Annotated in this window: 25 protein-coding genes; 1 reads left to right on the top strand and 24 read right to left on the bottom strand. The window is 38.3% G+C overall.

The window, feature by feature from the left end; genetic code table 11:
• Nucleotides 1-10: 10 nt before the first annotated feature.
• The 23 genes from RV04_RS05835 to RV04_RS05725 all read right to left on the bottom strand — a co-directional run bounded on the left by RV04_RS05835 (nt 11) and on the right by RV04_RS05725 (nt 22,476).
• Complete coding sequence (locus RV04_RS05835; protein ID WP_071857534.1) at nt 11-1,021, bottom strand: NAD(P)H-dependent glycerol-3-phosphate dehydrogenase; 1,011 nt, start codon at nt 1,019-1,021, stop codon at nt 11-13.
• 120 nt (nt 1,022-1,141) lie between these two features.
• Nucleotides 1,142-1,972, bottom strand: coding sequence for a prolipoprotein diacylglyceryl transferase (lgt, locus tag RV04_RS05830; RefSeq protein ID WP_071857533.1), 831 nt, complete (start codon nt 1,970-1,972; stop codon nt 1,142-1,144).
• 1 nt (nt 1,973) lies between these two features.
• The gene (gene hprK, locus RV04_RS05825; RefSeq protein WP_071857532.1) at nt 1,974-2,909 is read right to left on the bottom strand and encodes an HPr(Ser) kinase/phosphatase; all 936 of its coding nucleotides are present in this window, start codon (nt 2,907-2,909) and stop codon (nt 1,974-1,976) included.
• Between the two features lie 140 nt (nt 2,910-3,049).
• Entirely contained in the window at nt 3,050-3,415 is a 366-nt protein-coding gene (locus RV04_RS05820; protein WP_071857531.1) for a phage holin family protein, read from the bottom strand.
• Nucleotides 3,415-3,732, bottom strand: a complete 318-nt coding sequence (locus RV04_RS05815; protein ID WP_071857530.1) for a PspC domain-containing protein — start codon at nt 3,730-3,732, stop codon at nt 3,415-3,417. Before RV04_RS05815 ends, RV04_RS05820 begins: the two co-directional genes overlap by 1 nt.
• Before the next feature lie 25 nt (nt 3,733-3,757).
• Complete coding sequence (liaX, locus tag RV04_RS05810) at nt 3,758-5,293, bottom strand: daptomycin-sensing surface protein LiaX (protein ID WP_071857529.1); 1,536 nt, start codon at nt 5,291-5,293, stop codon at nt 3,758-3,760.
• A 167-nt stretch (nt 5,294-5,460) separates the two neighbouring features.
• On the bottom strand, nt 5,461-6,138 hold the full coding sequence (phoU, locus tag RV04_RS05805) for a phosphate signaling complex protein PhoU (protein WP_071857528.1): 678 nt from the start codon (nt 6,136-6,138) through the stop codon (nt 5,461-5,463).
• Nucleotides 6,139-6,209: 71 nt separating this feature from the next.
• A complete protein-coding gene (gene pstB, locus RV04_RS05800; RefSeq protein WP_071857527.1) occupies nt 6,210-6,965 on the bottom strand; it encodes a phosphate ABC transporter ATP-binding protein PstB in 756 nt (251 codons plus the stop codon).
• 17 nt (nt 6,966-6,982) lie between these two features.
• The gene (pstB, locus tag RV04_RS05795) at nt 6,983-7,783 is read right to left on the bottom strand and encodes a phosphate ABC transporter ATP-binding protein PstB (RefSeq protein ID WP_071857526.1); all 801 of its coding nucleotides are present in this window, start codon (nt 7,781-7,783) and stop codon (nt 6,983-6,985) included.
• 122 nt (nt 7,784-7,905) lie between these two features.
• Entirely contained in the window at nt 7,906-8,793 is an 888-nt protein-coding gene (gene pstA, locus RV04_RS05790; RefSeq protein ID WP_071857525.1) for a phosphate ABC transporter permease PstA, read from the bottom strand.
• Nucleotides 8,786-9,718, bottom strand: coding sequence for a phosphate ABC transporter permease subunit PstC (pstC, locus tag RV04_RS05785; protein WP_071857524.1), 933 nt, complete (start codon nt 9,716-9,718; stop codon nt 8,786-8,788). Before pstC ends, pstA begins: the two co-directional genes overlap by 8 nt.
• A gap of 383 nt (nt 9,719-10,101) precedes the next feature.
• Entirely contained in the window at nt 10,102-10,950 is an 849-nt protein-coding gene (locus RV04_RS05780; RefSeq protein ID WP_071857523.1) for a phosphate ABC transporter substrate-binding protein PstS, read from the bottom strand.
• An 82-nt stretch (nt 10,951-11,032) separates the two neighbouring features.
• Nucleotides 11,033-12,481, bottom strand: coding sequence for a cardiolipin synthase (gene cls, locus RV04_RS05775; protein ID WP_071857522.1), 1,449 nt, complete (start codon nt 12,479-12,481; stop codon nt 11,033-11,035).
• Between the two features lie 66 nt (nt 12,482-12,547).
• Nucleotides 12,548-12,973, bottom strand: a complete 426-nt coding sequence (locus RV04_RS05770; protein ID WP_071857521.1) for a GNAT family N-acetyltransferase — start codon at nt 12,971-12,973, stop codon at nt 12,548-12,550.
• A gap of 57 nt (nt 12,974-13,030) precedes the next feature.
• Nucleotides 13,031-13,351 (bottom strand): DMT family transporter, encoded by a 321-nt coding sequence (locus RV04_RS05765; RefSeq protein ID WP_071857520.1) that lies wholly within the window; start codon nt 13,349-13,351, stop codon nt 13,031-13,033.
• Nucleotides 13,352-13,537: 186 nt separating this feature from the next.
• Nucleotides 13,538-14,422 (bottom strand): permease-like cell division protein FtsX, encoded by an 885-nt coding sequence (ftsX, locus tag RV04_RS05760; RefSeq protein WP_071857697.1) that lies wholly within the window; start codon nt 14,420-14,422, stop codon nt 13,538-13,540.
• On the bottom strand, nt 14,415-15,104 hold the full coding sequence (gene ftsE, locus RV04_RS05755; protein ID WP_071857519.1) for a cell division ATP-binding protein FtsE: 690 nt from the start codon (nt 15,102-15,104) through the stop codon (nt 14,415-14,417). The genes ftsX and ftsE overlap by 8 nt, the downstream gene beginning before the upstream one ends.
• Before the next feature lie 95 nt (nt 15,105-15,199).
• Nucleotides 15,200-16,310 (bottom strand): peptide chain release factor 2 gene (gene prfB / locus RV04_RS05750; protein ID WP_143139491.1). Its coding sequence is split into 2 segments (ribosomal slippage): nt 15,200-16,237 and nt 16,239-16,310, totalling 1,110 coding nucleotides; the frame shifts between segments, so codons are not numbered across the junction.
• A 259-nt stretch (nt 16,311-16,569) separates the two neighbouring features.
• Nucleotides 16,570-19,101 (bottom strand): preprotein translocase subunit SecA, encoded by a 2,532-nt coding sequence (gene secA, locus RV04_RS05745; RefSeq protein ID WP_071857517.1) that lies wholly within the window; start codon nt 19,099-19,101, stop codon nt 16,570-16,572.
• A gap of 353 nt (nt 19,102-19,454) precedes the next feature.
• Nucleotides 19,455-20,006: a ribosome hibernation-promoting factor, HPF/YfiA family gene (gene hpf / locus RV04_RS05740; RefSeq protein WP_071857516.1), complete on the bottom strand. Its 552-nt coding sequence runs from the start codon at nt 20,004-20,006 to the stop codon at nt 19,455-19,457.
• Between the two features lie 139 nt (nt 20,007-20,145).
• A complete protein-coding gene (locus tag RV04_RS05735) occupies nt 20,146-20,607 on the bottom strand; it encodes a ComF family protein (protein ID WP_245791056.1) in 462 nt (153 codons plus the stop codon).
• Between the two features lie 193 nt (nt 20,608-20,800).
• A complete protein-coding gene (locus tag RV04_RS05730) occupies nt 20,801-22,105 on the bottom strand; it encodes a DEAD/DEAH box helicase family protein (RefSeq protein WP_071857514.1) in 1,305 nt (434 codons plus the stop codon).
• A gap of 86 nt (nt 22,106-22,191) precedes the next feature.
• Entirely contained in the window at nt 22,192-22,476 is a 285-nt protein-coding gene (locus RV04_RS05725; RefSeq protein ID WP_071857696.1) for a DUF7662 domain-containing protein, read from the bottom strand.
• 103 nt (nt 22,477-22,579) lie between these two features.
• Between RV04_RS05725 and RV04_RS05720 the strand changes: the two genes are divergently transcribed.
• Nucleotides 22,580-23,221 (top strand): YigZ family protein, encoded by a 642-nt coding sequence (locus RV04_RS05720; RefSeq protein WP_071857513.1) that lies wholly within the window; start codon nt 22,580-22,582, stop codon nt 23,219-23,221.
• A 9-nt stretch (nt 23,222-23,230) separates the two neighbouring features.
• Here RV04_RS05720 and RV04_RS05715 read toward each other — a convergent pair whose 3' ends face one another.
• Nucleotides 23,231-23,935 (bottom strand): GntR family transcriptional regulator, encoded by a 705-nt coding sequence (locus RV04_RS05715; RefSeq protein WP_071857512.1) that lies wholly within the window; start codon nt 23,933-23,935, stop codon nt 23,231-23,233.
• Nucleotides 23,936-23,995 lie beyond the last annotated feature (60 nt).

The following is a 23,995-nucleotide window of genomic DNA, read 5'->3' as shown; positions in this document are numbered from 1 at the left end:
ACTCTTTCTATTAAAATTCATTTTCAAATGTCCCTTCACGTGTCATCAGTTCACGACACGCTTCTCGAACATCTTTATCATTGTAAAGTACATCATAGATCGTTTCAGTGATCGGCATACTTACATCTAAACGATCTGCTAATTCTTTAGCCGCTTTTGTTGTTGAAACACCTTCTACGATCATACCCATATTTTCTAATACTTCATCAAGTTTATGACCTTTACCTAATAAATTTCCAGCACGCCAGTTGCGTGAATGGACAGAAGTACAAGTTACAATCAGATCACCAACGCCGCTTAATCCAATAAAAGTCAATGGATTAGCACCCATTGCTACACCTAAACGACTGATTTCTGCTAATCCTCGAGTCATGATGGCTGCTTTAGCATCGTCACCGTAAGAAAGGCCATGCAAAGCACCTGCACCTAAAGCAATGATATTTTTTAATGCAGCTCCGGTTTCCACACCAATCACATCAGGATTTGTATAAATCCGGAAATAATCATTCATAAATAGTTTTTGAACATATTCTGCTAGTTTTCTATCTTCGCACGCCGCGGTGATTGTTGTAATATCATGGACTGCGACTTCCTCAGCATGACTTGGTCCAGAAAGAACAACTACGCCCTTACGATGTTCTGCTGCGATTTCTTCTGTTAAAACTTCAGAAATACGTTTGTGCGAGCCTTGTTCTAGTCCTTTGCTTGCATGAATGATTACTGGTTGATTTTCTGCTACTTGAGAAAATTCTTTTGCTACTGCGCGAATGGCTTTTGTTGGAACTACAAATAATACGGCATCCACATCTTTAACGGCAGCTTTTAATTCTGTTTCGCCTTTAATTGTTTCTGGAATTTTTAAATCTGGAAGATAATGACGATTGGTATGATACGTATTGATTTCATTGATTTGTGCTACGTTATTTCCCCAGAGTCTTACTTCATGACCATTTTCAGCAAGCACTTGCGCTAACGCAGTTCCCCAAGATCCTGGTCCTAAAACTGCAACTTTTTGTTTCACAGAGATTTCCTCCTAGTTTCTATTAAGGGATGTGTTCATTTAAAAAATGAGACGATCATAATGATTCCCTGTGTTGATTTGCTTTTCTAATATCATAGCATAGATAACATTAGATATGTCCTAAATTAAAGCTTGATTAGGTCCTTTATCACGCTCATAAGGCTTGATAGTTACTAACTTTTTGCGGCGATAAACCAATAAGATGATGGCGCCTACAAAAAGAATTAACGATAACATTTGCGATACACGAATACCGCCAAATAAATATAGACTATCTGTCCGCATCCCTTCAATAAAGAAGCGACCAAAACTATACCACGTAACATAAGTTAAAAAGATTTCGCCACGTTTTAGCGACAGCTTTTTTCGTAATAAAATAATGACGATGAAGCCTAGTAAGCTCCACATTGATTCGTATAAGAAAGTCGGCTGACGATAGGCGCCATCGATATACATATTATCAATAATAAATTGTGGTAAATGGAGATTTTCTAAAAATTGTCGGGTAGTCGCACCACCGTGAGCCTCATGATTCATAAAATTTCCCCAACGTCCAATTGCCTGAGCAATAATAACACTCGGCGCTACAACATCCAGGAAAAGCCACGGATCAATAAAATGATGACGGGTATAAAAGATCAATACAATGATCGCTGCAATCAACCCACCATAAATCGCTAGCCCGCCACTTCGAATATTGAATATTTGAATCGGATCTGCTAAATAGGGGCCTAAATCAAATAAAATATAATACAAGCGTGCACCAATGATCGCGATTGGCAATCCCCATAAAATAAAATTCGTCATATCATCTTCTTTTAAGCCAACTCTGATAGCTTCACGACTTGCTAACCATAAAGCCAAGGCAATACCTGAAACAATAATGATCGCATACCAATAGATTTGAAGACCAAATAACTCAAATGCTACGCGATTTACTTGCCCAGCCATCTTACTGCCCTGAATTTTCTTCGATTAATTGAGTCAAACGATTTTCAAAGGTCTTTGTTGCGTCATATCCCATCGTGCGTGCACGGAAATTCATCGCAGCTACTTCAATAATGATCGCCACATTTCGACCCGTTTTTACTGGGATCTTAACTTGTGGAACTTTGACTTCGGCGATTTCGACTTCCGTATTCCCACTACCTAAACGGTCATACTTCTTATCTTTCGACCAATTTTCTAAGTATACAACTAGTTGTACTGGCATTGATCCGCGAACGGCACTAGCACCGAATAAATTCATAACATCAATGATTCCGATTCCTCGAATCTCGATCAAATGCTGTAAAATTCTTGGTGGTTCACCCACAAGGGTTAATTCATCTTGTTGATAAACATCCACTCGATCATCGGCAATCAGACGATGGCCTCGTTTCACTAATTCTAAAGCTGTTTCACTTTTCCCGATACCACTATCCCCTTGGATCAAAACACCTAGTCCATATACATCGACTAGCACACCATGGACACTTGTCCGTGGAGCCAATCCTCCATTTAGGAAACTTGAGATTTCTCCAAGCAAACGCGATGTTGAAATCGGCGAACTCAAGACCGGAATGTTTCGTTCACTTGCTGCTTGGATCATTTCCTTAGGTGGTGTTAATCCACGGGAAATAATAAATGCAGGTGTATCATCACTGCACATCCGACGCAACACCATTAGTCGCTCTTCAGGAATCATTCGCTCTGCAAATGTGATTTCTTTATTTCCAAAAAGTTGTAAACGATCGTGGGAATAATAATTGAAATAACCAGTCAATTCTAGCCCTGGACGTGAGATATCCCCTGTGGTAATCACTCGTTCCAAGCTTTCTTCATCACCAGTTACTACTTCCAACGAAAGTTTTTCAACAAGTTCTTTTACTTTTACTGTTTCAGCCATATTATCCCTCTTTTCTACACTACCGCTCTATTTTATCATTTTATCAAGAGAGTGACTAGGTTGATGATACTATCTGATACAATAAAAAAAGCGCTCTATAAATTGAACACTGGCAAACACTAAAGCAAAAACGGATAGACTTAATGTCTATCCGTGTATTTATCCATATTATGTTCGGAGACGATTCCATTGATGATCGCCATAACGATCGAAACTAAAATCGAAACACCAAAACTTGAGAAACCAAAACGATAATTTCCTAATAAGTGGGAAGTCAATTGCAACATACCAGCGCTGATCACAAAGCTGAACAATCCAAACGTTAAAATATTCAACGGTAGCGAAAGCAATGTTAAAATTGGCTTGACTAGCGTATTTAGTAAGGATAGAACAAAGCTTGCGGCAATAGCCATCGTTAAACTTTCTACAAAAACTTGTTGTGGAAAGAGTACGGACAATGAAATAAAAATCAATGTATTAGCTATTAAGCGCTGTAGGTAAGTCATTAAAAGTCGCTCCAGTCATCATCGTCGATTTTCTCCGCTTTTTTGCGTTGAGTAGACGATTTTTTTTCAAACTTATTGTAATTATTGTTCCCATAATAGGGGTTATTGTGTCCATAAGAATCGCTTTTTCTTGAGCCTGCTGGGATCACAAGTGCCAACAAGATATATAAGATGACCGGTGCGCCGATCAAACCAAAACTCAAGAAAACATAAATCACTCGTACGATAGTAGGATCAATTCCGAAGAATTCTGCGATACCAGCAAGGGTACCGGTTAATACCACATTTGATCGTGACTTTTGTAATCTTTTTTGCATATGAATCTTCCTTCCTTATTATTTCTTATTTATCGAAATCTTTCAAGAATATACTCCCTGTTGTTGTTGCTAGATCCAGTTTAGCCATTTCATCAGCTACTCGACGGAATTGCAACAAACGGTTGGTTTTTTCTTTTTTCTCACGAACAACTTCATAATCTGATAAACGATCATTAATGCTGCCCAGGCTTGTCTTAGCCACACCTTCTAATCCGATTTCTTTACTAACGGATACTTTTACATTTCCATTAACCGAGCTCGCTTTGATTTTTTGTAAATTCGGATGTCCTGCGGTTACTTTGATATCTCCATTAACTAATGAGATACCATAGTTTTGAATAGCTGCTTTTGTTGTAATTGTTCCATTGACGGTTTCAATGATTGAGTCTAAAATATCGCCCTCATCAATGTCGATATTTCCATTTACACCTTGGATCTCTACCATCGTTGCATTGACTTTTTCAAAATCAATGTGCCCATTCGTCGATTTAGCATAAACATCTTTGGCATCTAATTCCTCAACAATCAAATCACCATTCAATAATTTAACTGCCACGTGATCATACGTACGTTTTGGTAAATAAAAGACTAGATCTGCTTGAACACGTTTGTTAGGAATTTGAAATGAGATATGTTCATCATTTACTTCGATCTGACTCCGTTCCATCAACGATTGCAACGGACTTGCTTCATTCATTTTACCATAAAGTTTTACTTTGGCGTCGACCTTGATGGCTTCGTCATCCCAAGATTTCAAAGTTACCTTTCCATTCGCTAACTTGATATCCAACAAGGTTGGTTCCACATCCGTATATAAAAATTGATGCTCAAACTTAGAAGTTACTAAACCAGGAACTTTTAGGTTGAAATCTTTCCAGTCAACGTTTTCTTCGACGGTCTCCGAAACAGTCTTGAATGTTTTCTTCATCAAACGACCTAATTGAATCCCAGCTTCACCTAATTTTTCGCTCATTTGATTGAATGTTTCACTGGCTTGATCTTTTAAATCATCAGGAATATCAAAACGTGCGCGCGCCCGTTCTTTGCGAGTATTATTTTGGTTATCTTGAATATTTTTCAATTGTTCTTCTTGATCATCCGCATCGGATTCTAATTCAGCAATCTGCGCTTTTAAGTCCTTCACTTCTTCAGCCACAGTTTTACGGATACTTTCATCTTCTTCAGATAAGGTATCAAGCTCTTCTTTGGTATCCAATTCCATCAATACTTCTTCTTTTTCATGAAGTGCTGCTTGTAATTCTTTCTTTTGTTGATTGATCTCATCAAGGTGAGCCGATAAATGATTGGCTTCCGTTGCTAGATCGTCAAAGTAAGCTTCAAGATCTTCCAAGTCCTGTTCGTCAGAACGAGAAGCTGTTTGTTGATCATCTTCTGTTTCATTGCTAGTTTGGTCGCGATGATAAGAATCGACTTTGTCTGCAGCTTGTTTGATCTGCGCTTCATCCTTCGCCTTGGCCATACTTTCTAATAAATCTAAACCTTCTTCAGTCGATAAGATTCCTTTTTTGACTAATTCTAAAATTCGTTGTCTTTCATTCATAGAAATTGCCTCCTTCAAAAAGCAAATACATTACTGTTGTTTACATTACATATTATGCCTTCTTTTTGATCATTTGTCATAGGACTAAAGACCCATCTTTTTATCGGACTTCCTAAATAGCTAGAGGGATACAAAAAAAGATAGGAAGTTTTCCTATCTTTTCAAACTTAAAAATTCTCGTTATGATTACTATTTAATTCAGTGATTTTTCCTGTTGCTAAGTAAACGATCCATTCACAAATATTAGTTACATAATCGCCTACGCGTTCTAAATAACCGGCCACATGTAAATAATCTGTTCCACTGATGATCGTATCCGATTCTTTTTCCATCGTATTCGTAGTCATATCATAAATTTTTTGGAAATAATCATTTACCCGTTCATCCATTTGTGCAATCATTCGTGCATCTTTTTGGTCCGTTTTAACATAAGCAACTAGTACATTATCAACCATTTTTTTCACGTAGTTAGACATTTCATTGATTTCTTTTTCAACTTCTAGAATACGCGGCAAACCTTTCAAGCGGATCGTTGATTTAGCGACTGAAACTGCATGATCTCCCATCCGTTCCAAATCTGAGCTGGCTTTCATGATCGTAATGATCGTTCTTAGATCCGTTGTGACTGGTTGCTGTAACGCGATCATCTCAAAACTTTTCTTCTCTAACTTAACTTCCATATTATTGATTTCAATATCATGGTCGATTACCTCTTGTGCTAATTTCTTATCATGGTCGATATATGAACGAACAGATTTATGCACAGCGCTCGAAACCATCATACCCATCTCGTAGAACTGATTGTGAAGATTCAATAAATCTTCTTCAAATTGTGTACGTAACATCGTTGCCCTCCTTCAGTATAATGTTAAACGAATTAATTTCACCTATCTAAGGTTCTATCTGAAAATAACTACTAGCCAAACTTACCTGAAATATAATCCTCTGTCTCTTGTTTTGCCGGATCCAAGAAAATTTTCTTAGTTTTATCGAATTCAATCAACTCACCTTGTAAAAAGAAAGCGGTACGATCAGAGATACGTGAGGCTTGTGACATGTTGTGTGTCACGATAATGATCGTATAATTTTCTTTCAACTCTAATAGCATATTTTCGATTTTACCGGTTGAAACTGGATCCAAAGCACTCGTCGGTTCATCCATCAAAATAACTTCTGGATTAACTGCTAATACTCGTGCGATACATACCCGTTGTTGCTGTCCGCCAGATAATGACAACGCACTTTCATGTAATTTATCCTTCACATCGTTCCAGACAGAAGCGGCTTTCAAACTCTCTTCGACTACTTGGTCCAATTTATTTTTGTCTTTTTCGCCTTTTAATTTTAACCCATAAATAACGTTCTCGTAAATAGAAAATGGAAATGGATTGGGTTGCTGAAAGACCATCCCGATTTCTTTGCGTAGCTCTACCGTGTCTGTCTTCGGGCTATAGATATCTTTTCCTTTATACATCACGCTACCAGTAATCGTTACACTAGGAATCAAATCGTTCATCCGGTTCAATGAACGTAAGTAAGTAGACTTTCCACAACCAGAAGGACCGATCATTGCAGTGATTTCGCCTTTTTCGATTTCCATATCGATGCCTTTTAACGCTTCTTTTTTACCATAGTATAAATGAAGGTCTTTTGAAGTAATAATCTTCGACATTCAATTTCCTCCGTCTCTTAACCAAAATGTCCTGATACATAATCTTCTGTCGCTTGAATCTTAGGTCGGGTGAAGATTTTTGGTGTTGCATCGTATTCGATTACATTGCCTAAATAGAAAAAGGCGGTGTAATCACTGATCCGTGCTGCTTGTTGCATATTATGCGTCACAATGATGATCGTGTAGTCTTCTTTTAATTTAATCAATGTTTCTTCTACTGTTCCAGTAGAGATCGGATCCAAGGCACTTGCAGGCTCATCTAATAATAGAATATCTGGTTTCATTGCTACTGCGCGAGCGATACACAAACGTTGTTGTTGACCACCAGAAAGTGCCAAAGCACTTTTATCTAAATTGTCTTTTACTTGATCCCACAAAGCCGCTTGTTTCAGACTTGTTTCCACGATCTCGTCTAATTGCTTTTTATCTTTTAAGCCATGTTGTTTTAAAGCAAACGTGATATTTTCACGAATCGATTTACTAAATGGATTTGGTCGTTGGAAGACCATCCCGATTCGTTTGCGCATTTCATAAACATCAATATTAGATGCATTCACATCGACATCTTTATAAACGATTTTTCCAGTCACACTCGCACTAGCAATACCATCGTTCATACGATTTAATGAGCGTAGATAGGTGGATTTCCCACAGCCTGAAGGACCGATCAAGGCAGTGATTTTATTTTTTTCAAATTCCAAATCAACACCTTTGATCGCTTCATTGCTGCCATAATAAACATGTAGGTCTTCTGTGTGCAACGCAATTTCACCAGGCATTCTGATAATATTACGTTCCTCCCAATTGTATTCTTTCATCGAATTTCTCCTTGCTCAGAATGATCGTGTTATTCTTCAACTATTAAATAGTTTCTTAGCTACTATTAATTTATCATATCTTATATTCAGCCAGCCGTTTTTCAACAAGGCTCGTTTGAAAATTAGGCAGAAGTCATTCTTCTGTGGAGACGTTTGCCGATGGCACGAGCGCCAAAGTTGAATAGCAAGACTGCCAAAATCAGAACCGCAGAAGCTCCCGCAGAAACGGCACTGCCATCAGGCATTGTTCCTTCCGTATTGATTTTCCAAATATGGACTGCTAATGTCTCTGCTTGGCGAAAAATGCTCAACGGGCTTGAAACACTTAATGGATTTAAATTCGTGAAATCTAAGGCCGGTGCACTTTGACCTGCCGTATAAATCAATGCAGCAGCTTCACCAAAAATTCGACCAGAACTCAAAATAACGCCCGTCAAAATACCTGGTAGTGCATCAGGAACAACAATTTTTGTAACTGTTTCCCAACGTGAAAGGCCCAAAGCCAACCCTGCTTCACGTTGGGTATAATGAATCGCTTTTAACGACTCTTCAATATTCCTAGTTAAAAGAGGTAAATTAAAGAGGGTTAAGGCTAATGCTCCAGAAAGAATCGAAAAGCCATAACCAAATTGGATAACAAAAATCAAGAAACCGAATAGACCAACTACTACTGAGGGTAATGAGCTAAGGATCTCAATTGATGTACGAATCAAACCAGTGACCCAGTTTTTCTTTGCGTATTCTGATAAGTAAATCCCGGCACCTAATGAAATCGGCAAACTGATCAACATCGTAATAAACAACAGATAAATGGAGTTGAATAACTGGATACCGATCCCACCACCTTCTTGATAAGCTTTAGAAGGCGAAGTTAAAAATTCCCAAGAGACATGGGGCAACCCACGAATCAAAATATACAATAATAAGAAAGCTAAAATTGCTACGATCAAACCTGAGACAGCGTATAGAACTGCAGTAGCGATTTTATCTGCGCGTTTTGCTTTATCCATTCGTTATCTCCCCTTTCTTTCCGATGTAGCGAATTAAAATATTGAAAACTAAAGACATAAACAACAAGATCAACGCCAATGACCATAGGACATTATTTTCAACCGTACCCATGATCGTATTACCGATTCCCATAGTCAAAACCGAAGTCAAAGTAGACGCCGGTGTCGTTAAGCCTGTCGGCATCAATGCAGCATTCCCGATGACCATTTGAATCGCTAACGCTTCACCAAAAGCCCTTGCCATCCCAAAGACCACAGCTGTAAGAATTCCTGGTACAGCAGCCCGTAGTACTACTTTATAAATTGTCTGCCAGCGTGTTCCTCCTAAAGCTAAGGAAGCTTCGCGATAATGACGGGGCACTGATTTTAATGTATCCACTGTCATCGTCGTGACTGTTGGTAAAATCATGACAAACAATACAAATGTTCCTGATAAAATACCAAAACCGGTGCCACCAAAGATAGAGCGAATAAATGGCACGACTACAGATAATCCGATAAAACCATATACAACTGAAGGAATCCCAACAAGTAATTCAATTACTGGCTGCAAAAATTTTTGACCTTTAGTTGGAGAGATTTCTGTCATAAAAACTGCGGCACCAATAGCAAATGGCGTAGCAACGATTGCTGATAAAAAAGTTACTATGAAGGAACCTAAAATCAACGGTAATGCCCCGACCATTGGTTTTCCATCTGGTCCGGTGGCACTTGGATTCCATACCGTACCAAACAAAAAGTCAAATACATTGATTTTATCTACAAAAAAGGTCGATAATCCTTTACTAGCTACAAAATAGAAGATCGCTCCAACTACAAGTACGATCAGTGCGATACAAATAAAACTAATAAAGCGACCACGTTGTTCGATTCGGGCGCGTTTTGATTTTGTTGTCAGTGCTTTTTTTACATCTTCATTATTCAAGGCCTAATCCTCCTGATTCCTTCAAACTTGTCTACTCGGTTTTTACAAACCAACAAAACCATTCTACCTGTTGAAAGTCAATTTCTCTTTAACCTACTGTAACGCTTCCATGACATTTGTAAAGAAAGTGTAAACCAGAAGGAAGGCTCTCTGCAACTGAACTGCTTGCTTAGAAAAAATAAGGAATCTTTGGCTACGATCAATTAAAAAAAAGGCTGAACCAAAAGTATTTTCTACTTTTGGTTCAGCTCCTCTTTTGGGCTAAACGGTGAGCGATCGTCCGGCCTTCTGACGCTTTCTTAAAAGCTCTGTCCAAAATCTCTATCGTCTGCCTCTTATTCTAATTACTCGAAATTGAATAACTTTTTTCTCAAATTCTTTTTTTATTTTATTTCATTCCCTTGCCAATCTCGTTCAACTTTCATATCAGAAATTGGGATGTAGCCTAATTGAGAGACTACTTTTTTTTGAACTTCAGCTGAAAGCATATAATCAAGAAAATCTTTGACTAATTCAGTTGGTTGACCTTTGGTATACATGTGCTCATAAGCCCAAATTTTCCATTGATTGGTCGTTACATTTTCATCAGTTGGCTCAATATTATCGATACTCAATGTTTGAACATCTTTTGTAACGTAAGAAAAGGCAGTATAACTGATCGCTCCGGGAGTGTCAGAAACGATTTGTCGAACCATCCCGCTAGAATCTTGTTCTTGTGCACGAACAGCCGTTTTACCATCTAAGACCCATTGTTCAAAGGTCGAGCGTGTCCCACTACCTGTTGCACGATTCAAAATAACAATTTCTTGATCTTTACCACCAAGATCTTTCCAATTTTTGATTTCGCCTAGAAAAACTTTACGTAGATTTTCTAACGAAATATTCGTGACACCCACATCTTTATTTACAATTGGAGTGATCCCGACAACGGCAACTTTGTGATCGACTAATTTTTTAGCATCGATCCCATTTTTTTCCTCAGCAAATAAATCAGAATTACCAATATCTACCGCACCCGACTGTACTTGACTCAGCCCCGTCCCGCTTCCACCACCTTGGACATTGATGAAACGTCCGGGATTTTTACTTTGATATTCTTCTGCTACCGTTTCAACTAGCGGCTGCAAAGCCGACGAACCAACTGCTGTGATCGATTCACCTCGATCAATCCATTTGGAACAACCAGACAAAAGTAAAAGTATTCCTAATAGGGGAATTAACCATTTCTTCATGAGAAATCTCCTTAATTATAATTATCATTTTAAACAAGCTAGTCTATTTTATCCTATCAAACCATGAAAGCGCAAATAATTTTTATAAGAGCGGTGAAACTAACCGAGCAATTCCTTCTTTAAACTTGATGAAAAGACCTCGCTGATTATATTTTTCTTGAGTTAAAATTGCTGATTCGGTAGAATCTTCATAGAATTTTTCACGCAATTCTGTAGCAAATTTTTCATCATAAATAAGTGTATTGACTTCAAAATCCAATTTGAATGAACGGACATCGATGTTTGCGGACCCCACAGATGCAATCCCAGAATCAATAATCATCGTTTTTGCATGAATAAAACCATTTTCATACGTTTCTATAACAGCTCCATACTCCAACAATTCTGCAGAAAACGAATACGTCGCCCAATAAACCAAGGGATGATCCGGTTTATTAGGAATTTGGATCCGCACATCCACCCCAGAAAGTAATGCTAATTTTAACGCTTCATGGATCGATGCATCGGGAATATAATACGGTGTTTGAATTAAAATTTCCTTTTTAGCTAAATTGATCATTTTTAAATACGTCAATTTAATTTGTTCATGTTCACTGTCTGGTCCACTACTAACAATCTGTAACGCTAATTTACCATCTGAAGAAAAATCTGGGAAATAATCCGATTGAAAAGCCACATCATTTTTTTGTTGAGAATTCCAATCCATCAAAAAACGGTTTTGCAATGTATAAACGGCATGACCTCTGATTCGCAAATGATTGTCTCGCCAATAGCCAAATTTTTCGACCAATCCTAAATATTCATCTCCGACATTAAATCCTCCAGTGTATCCAATCTCACCATCAATAACCACGATCTTCCGGTGATTACGGTAATTCATTCGCGGGTTTATGTAAGGTAAAAATAGCGGAAAGAAAAATTCTACTTCCCCGCCAATCGCAGTTAACGGTGCGAAAAAGTGTCGATTGGCTTGCGTCGAACCCCATGCATCCAAAAGCAAACGAACCTTTACTCCACGTGAAGCTGCTTTGACCAACGCATCCCGCACTTCATAGCCCAAATTATCTGCGCGGTAAATATAATATTCCATATGAATATGGTATTTCGCTTCACGAATATCGGCTAATAACGCATCAAATTTTTCACGCCCATCTGAATATAATTTCACTTCATTATTGGTCGTGTATAAGGAACTTTCAAACATCGTCAACATATAAATTAGTTGACGTGGATCAACCTGATTAGTTGGCGGTTTGGGGAAGAGTCCTCGTGTTAATGCACGTTGTTGTTGTTGGACCTCTACGTTCATCCCAACTTTTGTCTGCATCTTCAAATCAAAGATTCGTTCTTTGGAAATCCCACGTCCTAAAAAGATGTACAAAATAAAACCTAATAAAGGGATAAACGTCAAAACTAATAGCCATGCCCATGTATTGATCGTGTCTTTGCGTTCTCGAAAGACAATAATAACTGAGAAAAATGTATTGATAATGACAAAAACTAACCCAAAGTGTTCTGTCAAAAATGACATACCCCACAACTCCTTCAACTAAAGAATAGCTGAGAAAAAGGCGATTGTAAACAAGCGACTTCTGCTTTATTTTTGTAAGCGCATATCTACATGAGGAATATCATCTTCTAAATAGACAGCTGAAATAGTTACAAAACCAAAAGCTCCATAAAATTTAGTTAAGTGGGCTTGAGCCGAGATAATGATTGGCCGGTTTGGATACCGGCGCTCAATCTCAGCTAATGTTTCAGAAACAAGTTTCTTTCCTAGTTGTTGCCCACGAAACTCTTTCATAACCAAGACACGTCCAAAATGAATCCCATCCGGTTCTACCAATATGCGTGCATAGGCAGCTAACTTGCTTGCTTCTTCTAAACAAACATGAAGTGCTTCTCGGTCAGCCTCATCGACTTCTTGATAGGGACAGTCTTGTTCGACAACAAATACTGCTGTCCGCGCTTGAAAAATTGTAATTAATTCTTGCGGAGTTAATTCATTCGTTGATTTGATCATTATTACTTCACACCTTTTTAAAATTATTCTTAGGATCTATTGTAGCTTATTCTCAGTTCAATGTCCGCTTGTAAATTTGATACCAATAATCCCCGTGATCAATAAAATGACGAAAAAAATTGTTGCTAACGACAAGCGGTCTTTAAATAGCAAGACACCGATAAAAATCGAACCAACTGCGCCAATCCCTGTCCAAACCGGATATGCTAGACTCATCGGCAATGAATGCAGTGCTTTAGCTAAAAAATAAAAACTAGCGACCATCCCAACTAATGTCAAAAGAGAATAATTTAATTTACTAAATCCTTCACTCAATTTCATCGTAGTAGCCCAAAACATTTCAAAAAAACCTGCAACAATCAAAGATACCCATGCCATAATTCATTCTCCTTTTCGCTAAAAAACAAAAAAAGGGAGACCAATTTCTTCAAAGACCTACGAAATTGGCTCCCTTGCTCGGTAGCGTTTATATTTATTTGATTATTATCCTACTGCTTTTGATCAAAAAATACAAGCATAAACAATAAAAAAACTTCTCCGAAAAATTTCGAAGAAGTCTTTTTATTATATTTTTAAGAACCGACGCATTGAAATAACAGAACCGAGTGAACCAATCAAATAGCCACCCACTGCCATAATGATATCTAAAATCCAAACAATTTGATTTGGACGTAGCAAAGCTAAATTAGATTGCAATAGATATGGTGCTGCAAGACCATAAACTTGTTGATACCCATAGGTTAAGATCAAAATCGGAACGATTGAACCAATCAAACCGATCCAACCACCTTCAAGGAAAAATGGCCAACGAATATATCCATTTTTCGCTCCAACAAGTCGCATGATTTGGATTTCTGTTTTTCTTGACAGAATCGTGATCCGGATCGTATTTGAAATCAGGAAGATCGCGACGAATACCAATAGAGCCGCAGCAGCTAAGCCCCAAGTACGAACGACTTTAGCCATTTGAATGATACGATCGGCAGAACTACCACCATAATTTGCTCGGAAGACATTAGTCATTTGGCTGGCTTCATTAGTAATCGAGCGAATATATTGAGCATCTGTCGATTGCACGACATAAACATCGTAAAGCGGGTTGCTATCTCCTTCAAATAAATCCCAGGCATCCCCCATTTGTTTTTGTAATTTTTTCAGCTGATCTTCTTTGCTTGAAAAAGTTACTTTATCCACATGATTGATATCCTGTAATTCTGTTTTTAATGTTTTTAACTCTTTTTCTTTTGTACCGATATCCACAAAAACAGTCACTTCAACGTTGCCTTCAACATCTTGGGCTAATTTTGTTGCATTCATGATCACTGCTAAGAAAATCCCAGCAAGTGTCAATGTAATTGTCACCGCGCTAACCGAGGCCAACGTCATCCAACCATTACGTTTTACACTCTTGATACTTTCCAACAAGTGCCGGAAGAAATTTCTAATCATCAAACTCGTATTCTCCTTCCGCTTCATCTCGTACGATCAACCCATTTTCAATCGCAATTAAACGATGTCTCATCGTGTCAACGATCGTTTTGTTATGAGTGGCCATTACGACAGTTGTCCCTTGGTTATTGATGCGTTCTAACAAATGCATGATTTCCCAAGAAGTTTCCGGATCCAAGTTACCTGTCGGTTCATCTGCGATCAGAACTTTCGGCGTATTTACGATGGCCCGAGCAATCGATACACGCTGTTGTTCCCCACCAGATAATTCACTTGGAAAGACACGAACTTTATGTTTCAAACCAACAAGGTCCAAAACTTCCATGACCCGTTTTTTGATTTCACGGGGTTTACGGCCGATTACTTGCATCGCATAGGCAATGTTTTCATAAACGGTTTTTCGTGGTAATAATTTGAAATCCTGGAATACGACACCGACGTCACGGCGTAAATAAGGAACTTCCTTATTTTTGATTTTCAATAAATCATGACGTGCAACTTCAAGTTTTTGACCAGAAGTCGCTTTTTCTTCGCGATACATTAACTTAATAAAAGTAGATTTACCACTCCCAGAGGGACCGACAACATAAACAAACTCGCCTTGACTTATGTGGATAGAAATCCCACGGACAGCAGTCGTCTTGTTAGGATATTTTTTTGTTACATCCTGCATTTCAATCATGCTTTATCTCTCCAAATCCTTTAAATTCTTTGTTATTATAGCACGTCAACATTGCAACTGGCTTTCACAACTTTACAATTTGATTTCAATTTACTTTAGGCTTGCTGACCTAGACGCCATTTTAAGTAAGCATCGATAAACGGATCCAACTCTCCATCCATTACAGCTTGCACATTTCCCGTCTCGTAATCCGTTCGATGATCTTTTACCATCGAATACGGATGAAAAACATACGAACGAATTTGTGAACCCCAACCAATTTCTTTTTGCTCTCCACGAAGAGCAGCGGCTTCTTGTTCCTTTTTCTCGATTTCTAATTGATACAGTTTTGCTTTCAACATCTGCATCGCTGTTTCACGGTTATGAAATTGAGAGCGCTGTGCTTGACTTGCGACGACTGTACCTGTCGGTAAATGCGTGATCCGTACAGCAGAAGAGGTTTTATTGATATGTTGCCCGCCAGCACCGCTAGCACGATAGACATCGACTTTTAAATCATCCGGATTCACATCCACCTCAATCGTATCGTCTAGTTCTGGCATGACATCCACGGAACAAAAGGAGGTATGGCGACGGCTAGCTGAATCAAATGGCGAAATCCGCACTAACCGATGAACACCTTTTTCAGATTTTAAATAGCCATAAGCATTCAGCCCTTTGATCATCAAGGTCACACTTTTGATTCCAGCTTCATCCCCAGATTGATAATCGATCGTCTCAACCGTAAAACCATGTTGTTCTGACCAGCGTGTATACATTCTTAACAACATCGAACCCCAGTCTTGTGATTCCGTCCCGCCTGCACCTGGATGCAATTCAATGATCGCATTATTTTTGTCATAGGGTCCATCTAATAATAAAGATAATTCAAAGCCGGAGATTTTTTCTTGTAACTTCTTCAAACGTTCTTCGAGTTCCGTTTGTAAATCTTCATCAAACTCTTCTTGTTGCATTTCCAACATTACGTTCAATTCATCGGCCTCGTTAGCAATCGCTTGGAATTGATCATACGTATCTTTCGTTACATTATTTTGATTGATCAAAGCTTGAGCCTTTTCAGTATCATCCCAAAAGTCAGGGGCGCTCATTTGATTTTCAGCTTCTGCAATGTCTTCTTCTAACTGTTCAAGGTCAAAGAGACCCCCTGAAGCTAGTGACTTGCTCTTGCATCTTATCTAATAAATTTCGTATTTCTGCATTTTCCAAATTTATTCCTTCTTTCTGCCGACTAATCACTCGATCGGATAACTCAACATTACTTTTTAACTGGTTATAATTTATAAACTTTCGACTAAATGCCTTTTTTATTATACTATCCTAAAAAATTATTACTACTGATACTCCGTAATCTGACACAAGTTTAAGGAATTATTGTAGTTTAACCACTCACTCGGATAAATAATTGGCAAAAGACGAGACATAGTAACTATGTCCCGTCTTAACTACTCATGGATTTCGTGGCAGATTACAAACCTTTGCCATGACAATTTTTATATTTTTTACCGCTTCCGCATGGACATGGATCATTACGTCCTACTTTTTCTACATGAACCGGTTTTGATTTTGTTTCAGTCAGATTTTTAGGATCGCCATCTGCTTCTACTGGATGCTCTTCTTGTGTTTGAGCGACTTGTTCTCTTTGAACGTTTTGACGAATCTCAGCCTTCATGAAGAGACGAGTTACTTCAAACTCGATGCTTCCAACCATATCTTCAAACATTTTGTACCCTTCTGTTTGATATTCAACTAATGGATTATTTTGACCATACGCACGCAACCCAACGGATTGACGTAACTGATCCATGGCATCGATGTGATCCGTCCATTTCATATCGACTACGCGTAAGATAACGACTTTTTCAAATTCCAGTAATTGTTCTGGGCTTTGTAATTGGGCGACTTTCGCATCGAAGACTTCTTTCGCACGATCATACAAATATTCTTTCATTTCTGCTGGTGTTTTACCTTCAAAATCAGCTTTAGAAATACTTTCTTCATGAACCAATGTTGAACCTGCAAAATCAACTAATGCATCCAAATTCCAATTGTCTTTATCTAATTGGGTATGGCTATCGACCACACGTGAGATCGTACGACGGACCATGTTCAATAGTTGTGGAGATAAATCTTTTTCACCCATGATGACATCTTGACGTTGTTTATAGATGACTTCACGTTGTTCACGCATCACATCATCGTATTGCAACACGTTCTTACGCGTATCATAGTTGTTACCCTCTACTCGTTTTTGAGCTGATTCTACTTGGCGACTCAACATTTTACTTTGGATCACCGCATCTTCATCTTCCACTTTCATTCGGTCTAAGAAAGCTTTGATTCGTTCTGAACCAAAACGTTTCATCAAATCATCTTCCAATGATAAATAAAATTGAGAAACACCTGGGTCTCCTTGACGACCTGCACGACCACGCAACTGATTGTCGATTCGGCGAGATTCATGTCGTTCAGTACCGATAACAGCTAAGCCACCGACTTCAACAACGCCAAGTCCTAGCTTGATATCCGTGCCTCGACCAGCCATGTTGGTAGCGATGGTAACGGCGCCTTTTTGACCGGCATTCATAATGATTTCTGCTTCTTTAAAGTGGTTTTTAGCATTTAAGACTTCATGCGGAACTTTTTCTTGATTCAATAAATTTGAAAGCAATTCTGAAGTTTCGACCGCCACAGTCCCCACTAAGATTGGTTGCCCTTTACGATGACGTTCTTTGATATCTTGCACCACTGCTTTAAATTTACTTTCTAATGTTGGATACAATAAATCAGCATGATCATCACGTAAGATCGGACGGTTTGTAGGGATTTGAACCACTTCAATATTATAGATTTCACGGAATTCTTCTTCTTCCGTTTTCGCTGTACCAGTCATCCCAGATAATTTTTTATACATCCGGAAATAGTTTTGGAAAGTGATTGTTGCCATTGTTTTAGATTCGTCTTCAATTTCAACGCTTTCTTTGGCTTCGATCGCTTGGTGTAATCCATCTGAATAACGACGGCCTTCCATGATACGTCCTGTAAATTGGTCAACGATCAAGACTTTGCCTTCTTGAACAACATAATCAAAGTCACGGATCATAATAAAATTCGCACGTAATGCTTGATCCAAATGATGCGTCAAGGCTGTATTTTCTAAGTCATATAGATTTTCTAAGCCAAAGTTTTCTTCGGCTTTTTCAATCCCTTGCTCCGTCAAACCAATCGTTTTTGATTGGATATCGATTTTAAAATCTTCTTCCTCTTTCAAACGTTTCACAAAATTATCTGTTCGAGTATAAAGAGCGGTTGATTTCTCAGCTGCACCAGAAATAATCAAAGGTGTCCGAGCTTCATCGATCAAAATTGAGTCCACTTCATCGACGATAGCATAATTCAATGGTCGTTGAACCATTTGGCTTTGATAGACCACCATGTTGTCACGTAAATAATCAAATCCTAATTCATTATTCGTGCTGTACGTGATATCGCAATTATAGGCTTCACGTTTTTCATCTGCTGTTTTTGAGTTGATGTTCAAACCAACACTCAAACCTAAGAAATTATATAATTCGCCCATCTCAGTCGAGTCACGTGTCGATAAGTATTCATTCACTGTAACAACGTGAACACCCTCGCCTGATAAAGCATTTAAATAAACTGGCATCGTTGCTGTTAAGGTTTTCCCTTCACCAGTTTTCATTTCAGGAATATTTCCGTCATGTAAAACGATCCCACCCATTAATTGCACATGGTATGGGTATAACCCTAAGACACGTCGGGCAGCTTCACGAACTACTGCGAACGCTTCAGGTAAAAGTTCATCTAAAGTTTCGCCTGCTTTATAGCGCCCTCTGAATTCGTCAGTTTTGCCTCGTAATTGTTCATCGGTTAGCTTTTCCATGTCACCAGAGAATTCTTCAACTTTATCAGCAATGCTGCTTAATCGTTTCAATTCTTTTTTATCATTCTCAATCATTTTTCTTAGAAAGTTCGCCATTCGTTTTTCTTACTCCTTTGTGTCTATTCATTTTCTATTTTATGATAGAAACCCGCTAGTCTATTTTATCATTAGTCTTTAAGAAAAGAAACTTCTGGTGACGAATAAACTACGACTTATAGAATGATTAAGTTTTTTTGCGGATTCATTATTTTTTTAGACCCGTTTTACTATTTTGGCTTCTCTCAATCATTCCCCTAAAATAGGATTTCAATTGAAAATATAAGACTTTATTTTGCAGTTTATTTTTTTAGTTTTATCAATCGTTTATTTAATAATGAAACACAAAAAAGGAACGGCTGATTTTTTCAGCCATTCCTTTTTTAGATGCCTTAGTTTTAAGGCGTTTCATTTTAATCGGTTTCAATCAATCCGTATTTACCATCTTTACGACGGTAGACAATGCTTGTGCCATTTGTTTCCGCATCTTCAAAGATGAAGAAGTTATGGCCTAACATATTCATTTGTAAAACAGCTTCTTCGCTGCCCATTGGTTTCAATGATAAGCGTTTTGTCCGAACGATTTCTAATTCTGACTCTTCGTTGTCTTCTACTTCAGCATTCACTAATACTTCAGCATTGCGTTCAGGTACGCCTGTTTCACGTGCTTTACGATTAATTTTAGTCTTGAATTTGCGGATTTGACGTTCTAATTTATCCACAACCAAATCAATACTTGCATATAAATCTGGTGAAGTTTCTTCCGCACGTAGAACCAAGTAAGGTAATGGAATCGTTACTTCTACTTTAGCTGTTTTTTCTGTATACACTTTTAAATTAACATAAGCAGTTGCGTCCGGAACATCAGTGAAGTAGCGTTCTAACTTTCCTACTTTCTTTTCAACGTAATTGCGGATAGCCTCTGTAACTTCGATGTTTTCTCCACGAACATTATATCTAAACATACGTATTGCCCCTTTCGTCTTACCAACTGAAGATGGGAGGAAGGACCACTCTTTCCTCTTCTTCTTAATTACATTATATCGAATTCTAATCCGTTTGCAAAGTAAATCGCTATCAATTTCATAATTTAAAAAACACACTTTAACGAGCAAAAGTCAAGCTATTCACTACTTTAGCTCCATTTTTATAGAGTAATTCAGCGCCATGGAACAACGTTCTTCCTGTTGTATAAACATCATCTACTAATAAAACTTTTTGATTTCTAATCTTTTCAATTGGTTGATTTAGAGAAAAAGGCTGCGGCATTTTCAAGCGTTCACTCCGTGTTTTTTCTGATTGAGGAGCGGTTTCTTTTCGGTTCAATATTAGTTGGTAAGCACAACCAGAACTTGCTAAACAACTACTAACTTGATTGAAGCCTCTCGATTTAAATCGTTCGCTAGATAGAGGCATTGGGCAAATAATATATTGCGGATAGGTTTGTAACTGTCGTTTTAATTCTGTAGCAAAAGCACCGGCTAAGCGATAATCACCTTTAAATTTATAAGCCGTAATCCATTCCTTAAATCCTTCATTATAAGAAAACAGTGCTTGATTATTCAATACAAAGCCTACTTCTTTTTCCCACTGTTGACATTCTTGACAACGTTTTGCTGTATTAGGTCTTCCACACCCTGAGCAAATCCTTGCCAAATCGATTTGGGTAAAATATTTTTCACAACGTAGGCACCGTAAACTGCTCGCGAAAAAAAGTTCTCGCAGGGTTAAATTACGGATAAGTACTTCTTGACAACAACTACAACGCATCGATCAAGCCCTCCGTTAGTGCACACCGATTATTTGTTTGGATCTCGTTAATCGCTTGCTTGATGGAAGTGGTCATTTCACTAGTAACGAATAGGACTTCTCCACACCTTGACACTCCTTTTCGATCCACTCGACCAGAAATTTGAACAAGTGCGGCTTTCGTAAAAATCCGATGTGAGGCTTGCAACACAATTACAGAAATATTTTCAAAGGTTACCCCGCGTTCTAAGATCGTTGTGGTTAATAATAATTGATACTTTCCTTTTCGCATATTCTCGACTTTGATTAAACGTTCCTGATCCTGTGAAAAAACAGTCGTCAAAGAAATCTCCGGCATGAGGACTTTTAACTGACTTCCCAGTTGCAGTAGCAGTGTAATATTAGGACAAAACAGTAAAATGTCAGTTTCTTGTAATAATGAAAATAGTTTATTCAAGACCTGTTTTGGTAGCTTTTTTGCTCTAAGATACTGCTCTAAGTGCCAAGAAAAAAGTAGTTGTGGAACTGGCAACGGATGGCGATGATAGCGTGCTGGTAAATAATAGCAGCGCTCAGCTGTTTGGATAATTTTTTTAGGTGGCGTGGCACTGAGGTAAACTAAACGGCCCCCTTTGGTCAATGCACGGTTAACGGCCTGTTGCAAGAAAAAATTACCTTCATAAGGAAACGCATCTACTTCGTCGATGATAATCAAATCAAAGTAGTCAAAATAACGAAATAATTGATGAATCGTACAAATAACAAAAACAGATCCTCGTTCTTTCCTGTCTTGACCATGCAACAAACTAATTTCTTCATCAGGAAAAGCTTGGCAAAATCGTAAATAAATTTCATTGCAGACATCTACTCGTGGTGAAGCAATCGCAACGTGTTCTCCTTTGGCTAGCGTATTTTTGATCAAAGCAAATAAAAGCTCCGTTTTCCCAGCTCCTGTCACGGCCCAAAGTAAAAAAGTTTTTGCTTTTACCTGATCAGCCACCAATTCTTGTGAAATCTTGGCTTGAGCAGGAGATAATTTTCCCACCCACTGCAGTGTTACGTCACGTGATTGTTGTTTGTTAGGCAAAAAATAATACAGAAACTTTTGACTGCTAATCCGACCAAGATCGATACAATAAGGACAATAGTAAAAACCGGCGGGGACTTTTTCTTTTGATAAACTTCCCCAACGCTGACAAAGCCATTGTTCCTCTTTTTTAACCATTGCAGGGATTTTTTCAGCCTTTGTCAGATCCATGTGAGGATAAAAGGTTTGCCATTCTGTAAGTAATAAACGTTGACCTAAAATGCTCATCACCTGCTTTCGCTTTTTTAAAGATACGCAGAGGAAACACTAGTAGCCTTAGATCCGGATAAAAAAATAGCCAAGCTTTGTTAAGCTTAGCTATATAACCAATTGGATTTTACCAGTTTATTAAATACAACATATTCTTTTACTAGATTGACCTGAGCAACTTCGTAATTCGCATTAAGCCAACCATACGCGCCTTTTTCCGGATGACGATAATCATTTGCCCACCAGTCTAGATCTTGACGTGCCGTTTGTGGCAATCCGCTGCGAGGGAAAAGTAGTTCATCAAACTGAGTAAACGTCAACGTTACTTGCGAACCATTGTTCATTTTTAAGTAGTGAGTGATGCCATCGTATTTTTTTGCACGGGTCATCTCTGCACCCTCCCCTTTCAAGACACATTCGTCTTTAGTTGAAACCTCACCCACTTTTCTCCTATACTGTCATTAAGAGACTCAAACGAAGCGAGGCAAAAATATGTTGCAAACTTATCGAACCATCAAAGCAGACCATCAGCACGAAATCGAGATCAAAAAATCACGATTTATCTGCTTTTTAAAACGCATTTCTTCTGAGAAGGAAGCCAAAGATTTCATTCAACAAATCAAAAAAGAACATTGGAAAGCTAACCATAATTGCAGTGCGTTTGTACTTGGTGAGCGTAATGAAATCCAGCGGTCTTCTGATGATGGTGAACCTAGTGGAACTGCTGGGGTTCCTATCTTAGAAGTTTTGAAAAAAAATGACTTGATCAATGTCTGTGCTGTGGTTACTCGCTATTTCGGTGGGACAAAATTAGGAGCCGGCGGTTTAATCCGCGCCTATTCCGGAGCTACTGCTCAAGCAATCACAGATGTTGGAATCGTTGAAGGACGATTACAACAAGAAATCCTAGTTCATTTGAATTATCAAAACTGGGGAAAATTAGAAAATTTTCTTACTCAAGAAAAAATCGCGGTCAAAGAAACGCAATTTACCGATCAAGTAATCACTACTTGTATGGTAGATGAATCTTCAGTGGCAGACTTTGAATCCCAAGTCACTGATTTATTGAATGGACAAGCTCACTTTTCAAATGGAGCAGTCACCTACTTTGAACAATTGATCCAAGAAGATTAACTTCTTGGATCATTTTTCTAAATAAAATTCAAAACGACTACCAACATATTGCGTTCTTACATATTCAAATGGTCGATCATCAGTCAGATAAGAAATTTGGCGTAAGCGTAAAATAGCATCGCCACGTTTGACCGCTAAATACTCGGCGATTTGTTCCGAAGCTAAAATCGCCGTTACTGTTTGATTGGCTTGACCGATTTCTAAGCCTTTTTCTTGTAAACTATGATAGAAAGAGTCTGTGATTTCTTCTTTGCTAAATCCTTCGACTAAGTCTGCGGGAATACTCGCTTCCTCAAAACAAATTGGTATATCGTCCGCATAACGAATCCGTTCCATTCGTAAAACTTGATCACCTTTTTCTAAGCCAAGCTTTTCCGCTTCACTTGAACTTGCGCGCGAATGGAAGAAAGAGATCGTTTTACTAGAAGGAACCTTGTTCAACGATTCCATAATATCGGTAAAACTCGTCGTTCCACTCATTTTTTCTTGAACCTTTTCTCTCGCAACATACGTTCCAGAACCAATCTTCCGTTCTAAGATTCCTTCGTCTGATAAGGTCTGGACCGCTTGACGCAATGTCATACGGCTCACACCAAATTTCACTGATAGATCACGTTCAGAAGGCAAACGGTCGCCCACTTTCCATAGACCATTTTCAATTTCATGTTTCAATTGATCATGTATTTGAATATAAACAGGCACTTGATTCGCCATGTTCCATCACCTCATTAATTTATTATTTTTATTATAACTGGTATATACCTAATTCACAAC

Source organism: Enterococcus hermanniensis, assembly GCF_001885945.1.
In the GTDB taxonomy this organism is placed as follows: domain Bacteria; phylum Bacillota; class Bacilli; order Lactobacillales; family Enterococcaceae; genus Enterococcus_A; species Enterococcus_A hermanniensis.
Note: the sequence above shows the minus strand (reverse complement) of the source record. Positions and strands in the feature narration are given on the sequence as shown.

Excerpts from the sequence above, each read along its gene's own strand:
- lgt (WP_071857533.1), bottom strand. The coding sequence starts at position 1,972 with ATGGCTGGGCAAGTAAATCGCGTAGCATTTGAGTTATTTGGTCTTCAA.
- RV04_RS05725 (WP_071857696.1), bottom strand. The coding sequence starts at position 22,476 with ATGACCCGTGCAAAAAAATACGATGGCATCACTCACTACTTAAAAATG.
- secA (WP_071857517.1), bottom strand. The coding sequence starts at position 19,101 with ATGGCGAACTTTCTAAGAAAAATGATTGAGAATGATAAAAAAGAATTG.
- RV04_RS05720 (WP_071857513.1), top strand. The coding sequence starts at position 22,580 with ATGTTGCAAACTTATCGAACCATCAAAGCAGACCATCAGCACGAAATC.
- hprK (WP_071857532.1), bottom strand. The coding sequence starts at position 2,909 with ATGGCTGAAACAGTAAAAGTAAAAGAACTTGTTGAAAAACTTTCGTTG.
- pstB (WP_071857527.1), bottom strand. The coding sequence starts at position 6,965 with ATGTCGAAGATTATTACTTCAAAAGACCTTCATTTATACTATGGTAAA.
- ftsX (WP_071857697.1), bottom strand. The coding sequence starts at position 14,422 with ATGATTAGAAATTTCTTCCGGCACTTGTTGGAAAGTATCAAGAGTGTA.
- cls (WP_071857522.1), bottom strand. The coding sequence starts at position 12,481 with ATGTCATTTTTGACAGAACACTTTGGGTTAGTTTTTGTCATTATCAAT.
- phoU (WP_071857528.1), bottom strand. The coding sequence starts at position 6,138 with ATGTTACGTACACAATTTGAAGAAGATTTATTGAATCTTCACAATCAG.
- liaX (WP_071857529.1), bottom strand. The coding sequence starts at position 5,293 with ATGAATGAAAGACAACGAATTTTAGAATTAGTCAAAAAAGGAATCTTA.
- RV04_RS05715 (WP_071857512.1), bottom strand. The coding sequence starts at position 23,935 with ATGGCGAATCAAGTGCCTGTTTATATTCAAATACATGATCAATTGAAA.
- ftsE (WP_071857519.1), bottom strand. The coding sequence starts at position 15,104 with ATGATTGAAATGCAGGATGTAACAAAAAAATATCCTAACAAGACGACT.
- RV04_RS05815 (WP_071857530.1), bottom strand. The coding sequence starts at position 3,732 with ATGCAAAAAAGATTACAAAAGTCACGATCAAATGTGGTATTAACCGGT.
- hpf (WP_071857516.1), bottom strand. The coding sequence starts at position 20,006 with ATGTTTAGATATAATGTTCGTGGAGAAAACATCGAAGTTACAGAGGCT.
- RV04_RS05770 (WP_071857521.1), bottom strand. The coding sequence starts at position 12,973 with ATGATCAAATCAACGAATGAATTAACTCCGCAAGAATTAATTACAATT.
- RV04_RS05780 (WP_071857523.1), bottom strand. The coding sequence starts at position 10,950 with ATGAAGAAATGGTTAATTCCCCTATTAGGAATACTTTTACTTTTGTCT.
- RV04_RS05730 (WP_071857514.1), bottom strand. The coding sequence starts at position 22,105 with ATGAGCATTTTAGGTCAACGTTTATTACTTACAGAATGGCAAACCTTT.
- RV04_RS05820 (WP_071857531.1), bottom strand. The coding sequence starts at position 3,415 with ATGACTTACCTACAGCGCTTAATAGCTAATACATTGATTTTTATTTCA.
- RV04_RS05765 (WP_071857520.1), bottom strand. The coding sequence starts at position 13,351 with ATGGCATGGGTATCTTTGATTGTTGCAGGTTTTTTTGAAATGTTTTGG.
- pstB (WP_071857526.1), bottom strand. The coding sequence starts at position 7,783 with ATGAAAGAATACAATTGGGAGGAACGTAATATTATCAGAATGCCTGGT.
- pstA (WP_071857525.1), bottom strand. The coding sequence starts at position 8,793 with ATGGATAAAGCAAAACGCGCAGATAAAATCGCTACTGCAGTTCTATAC.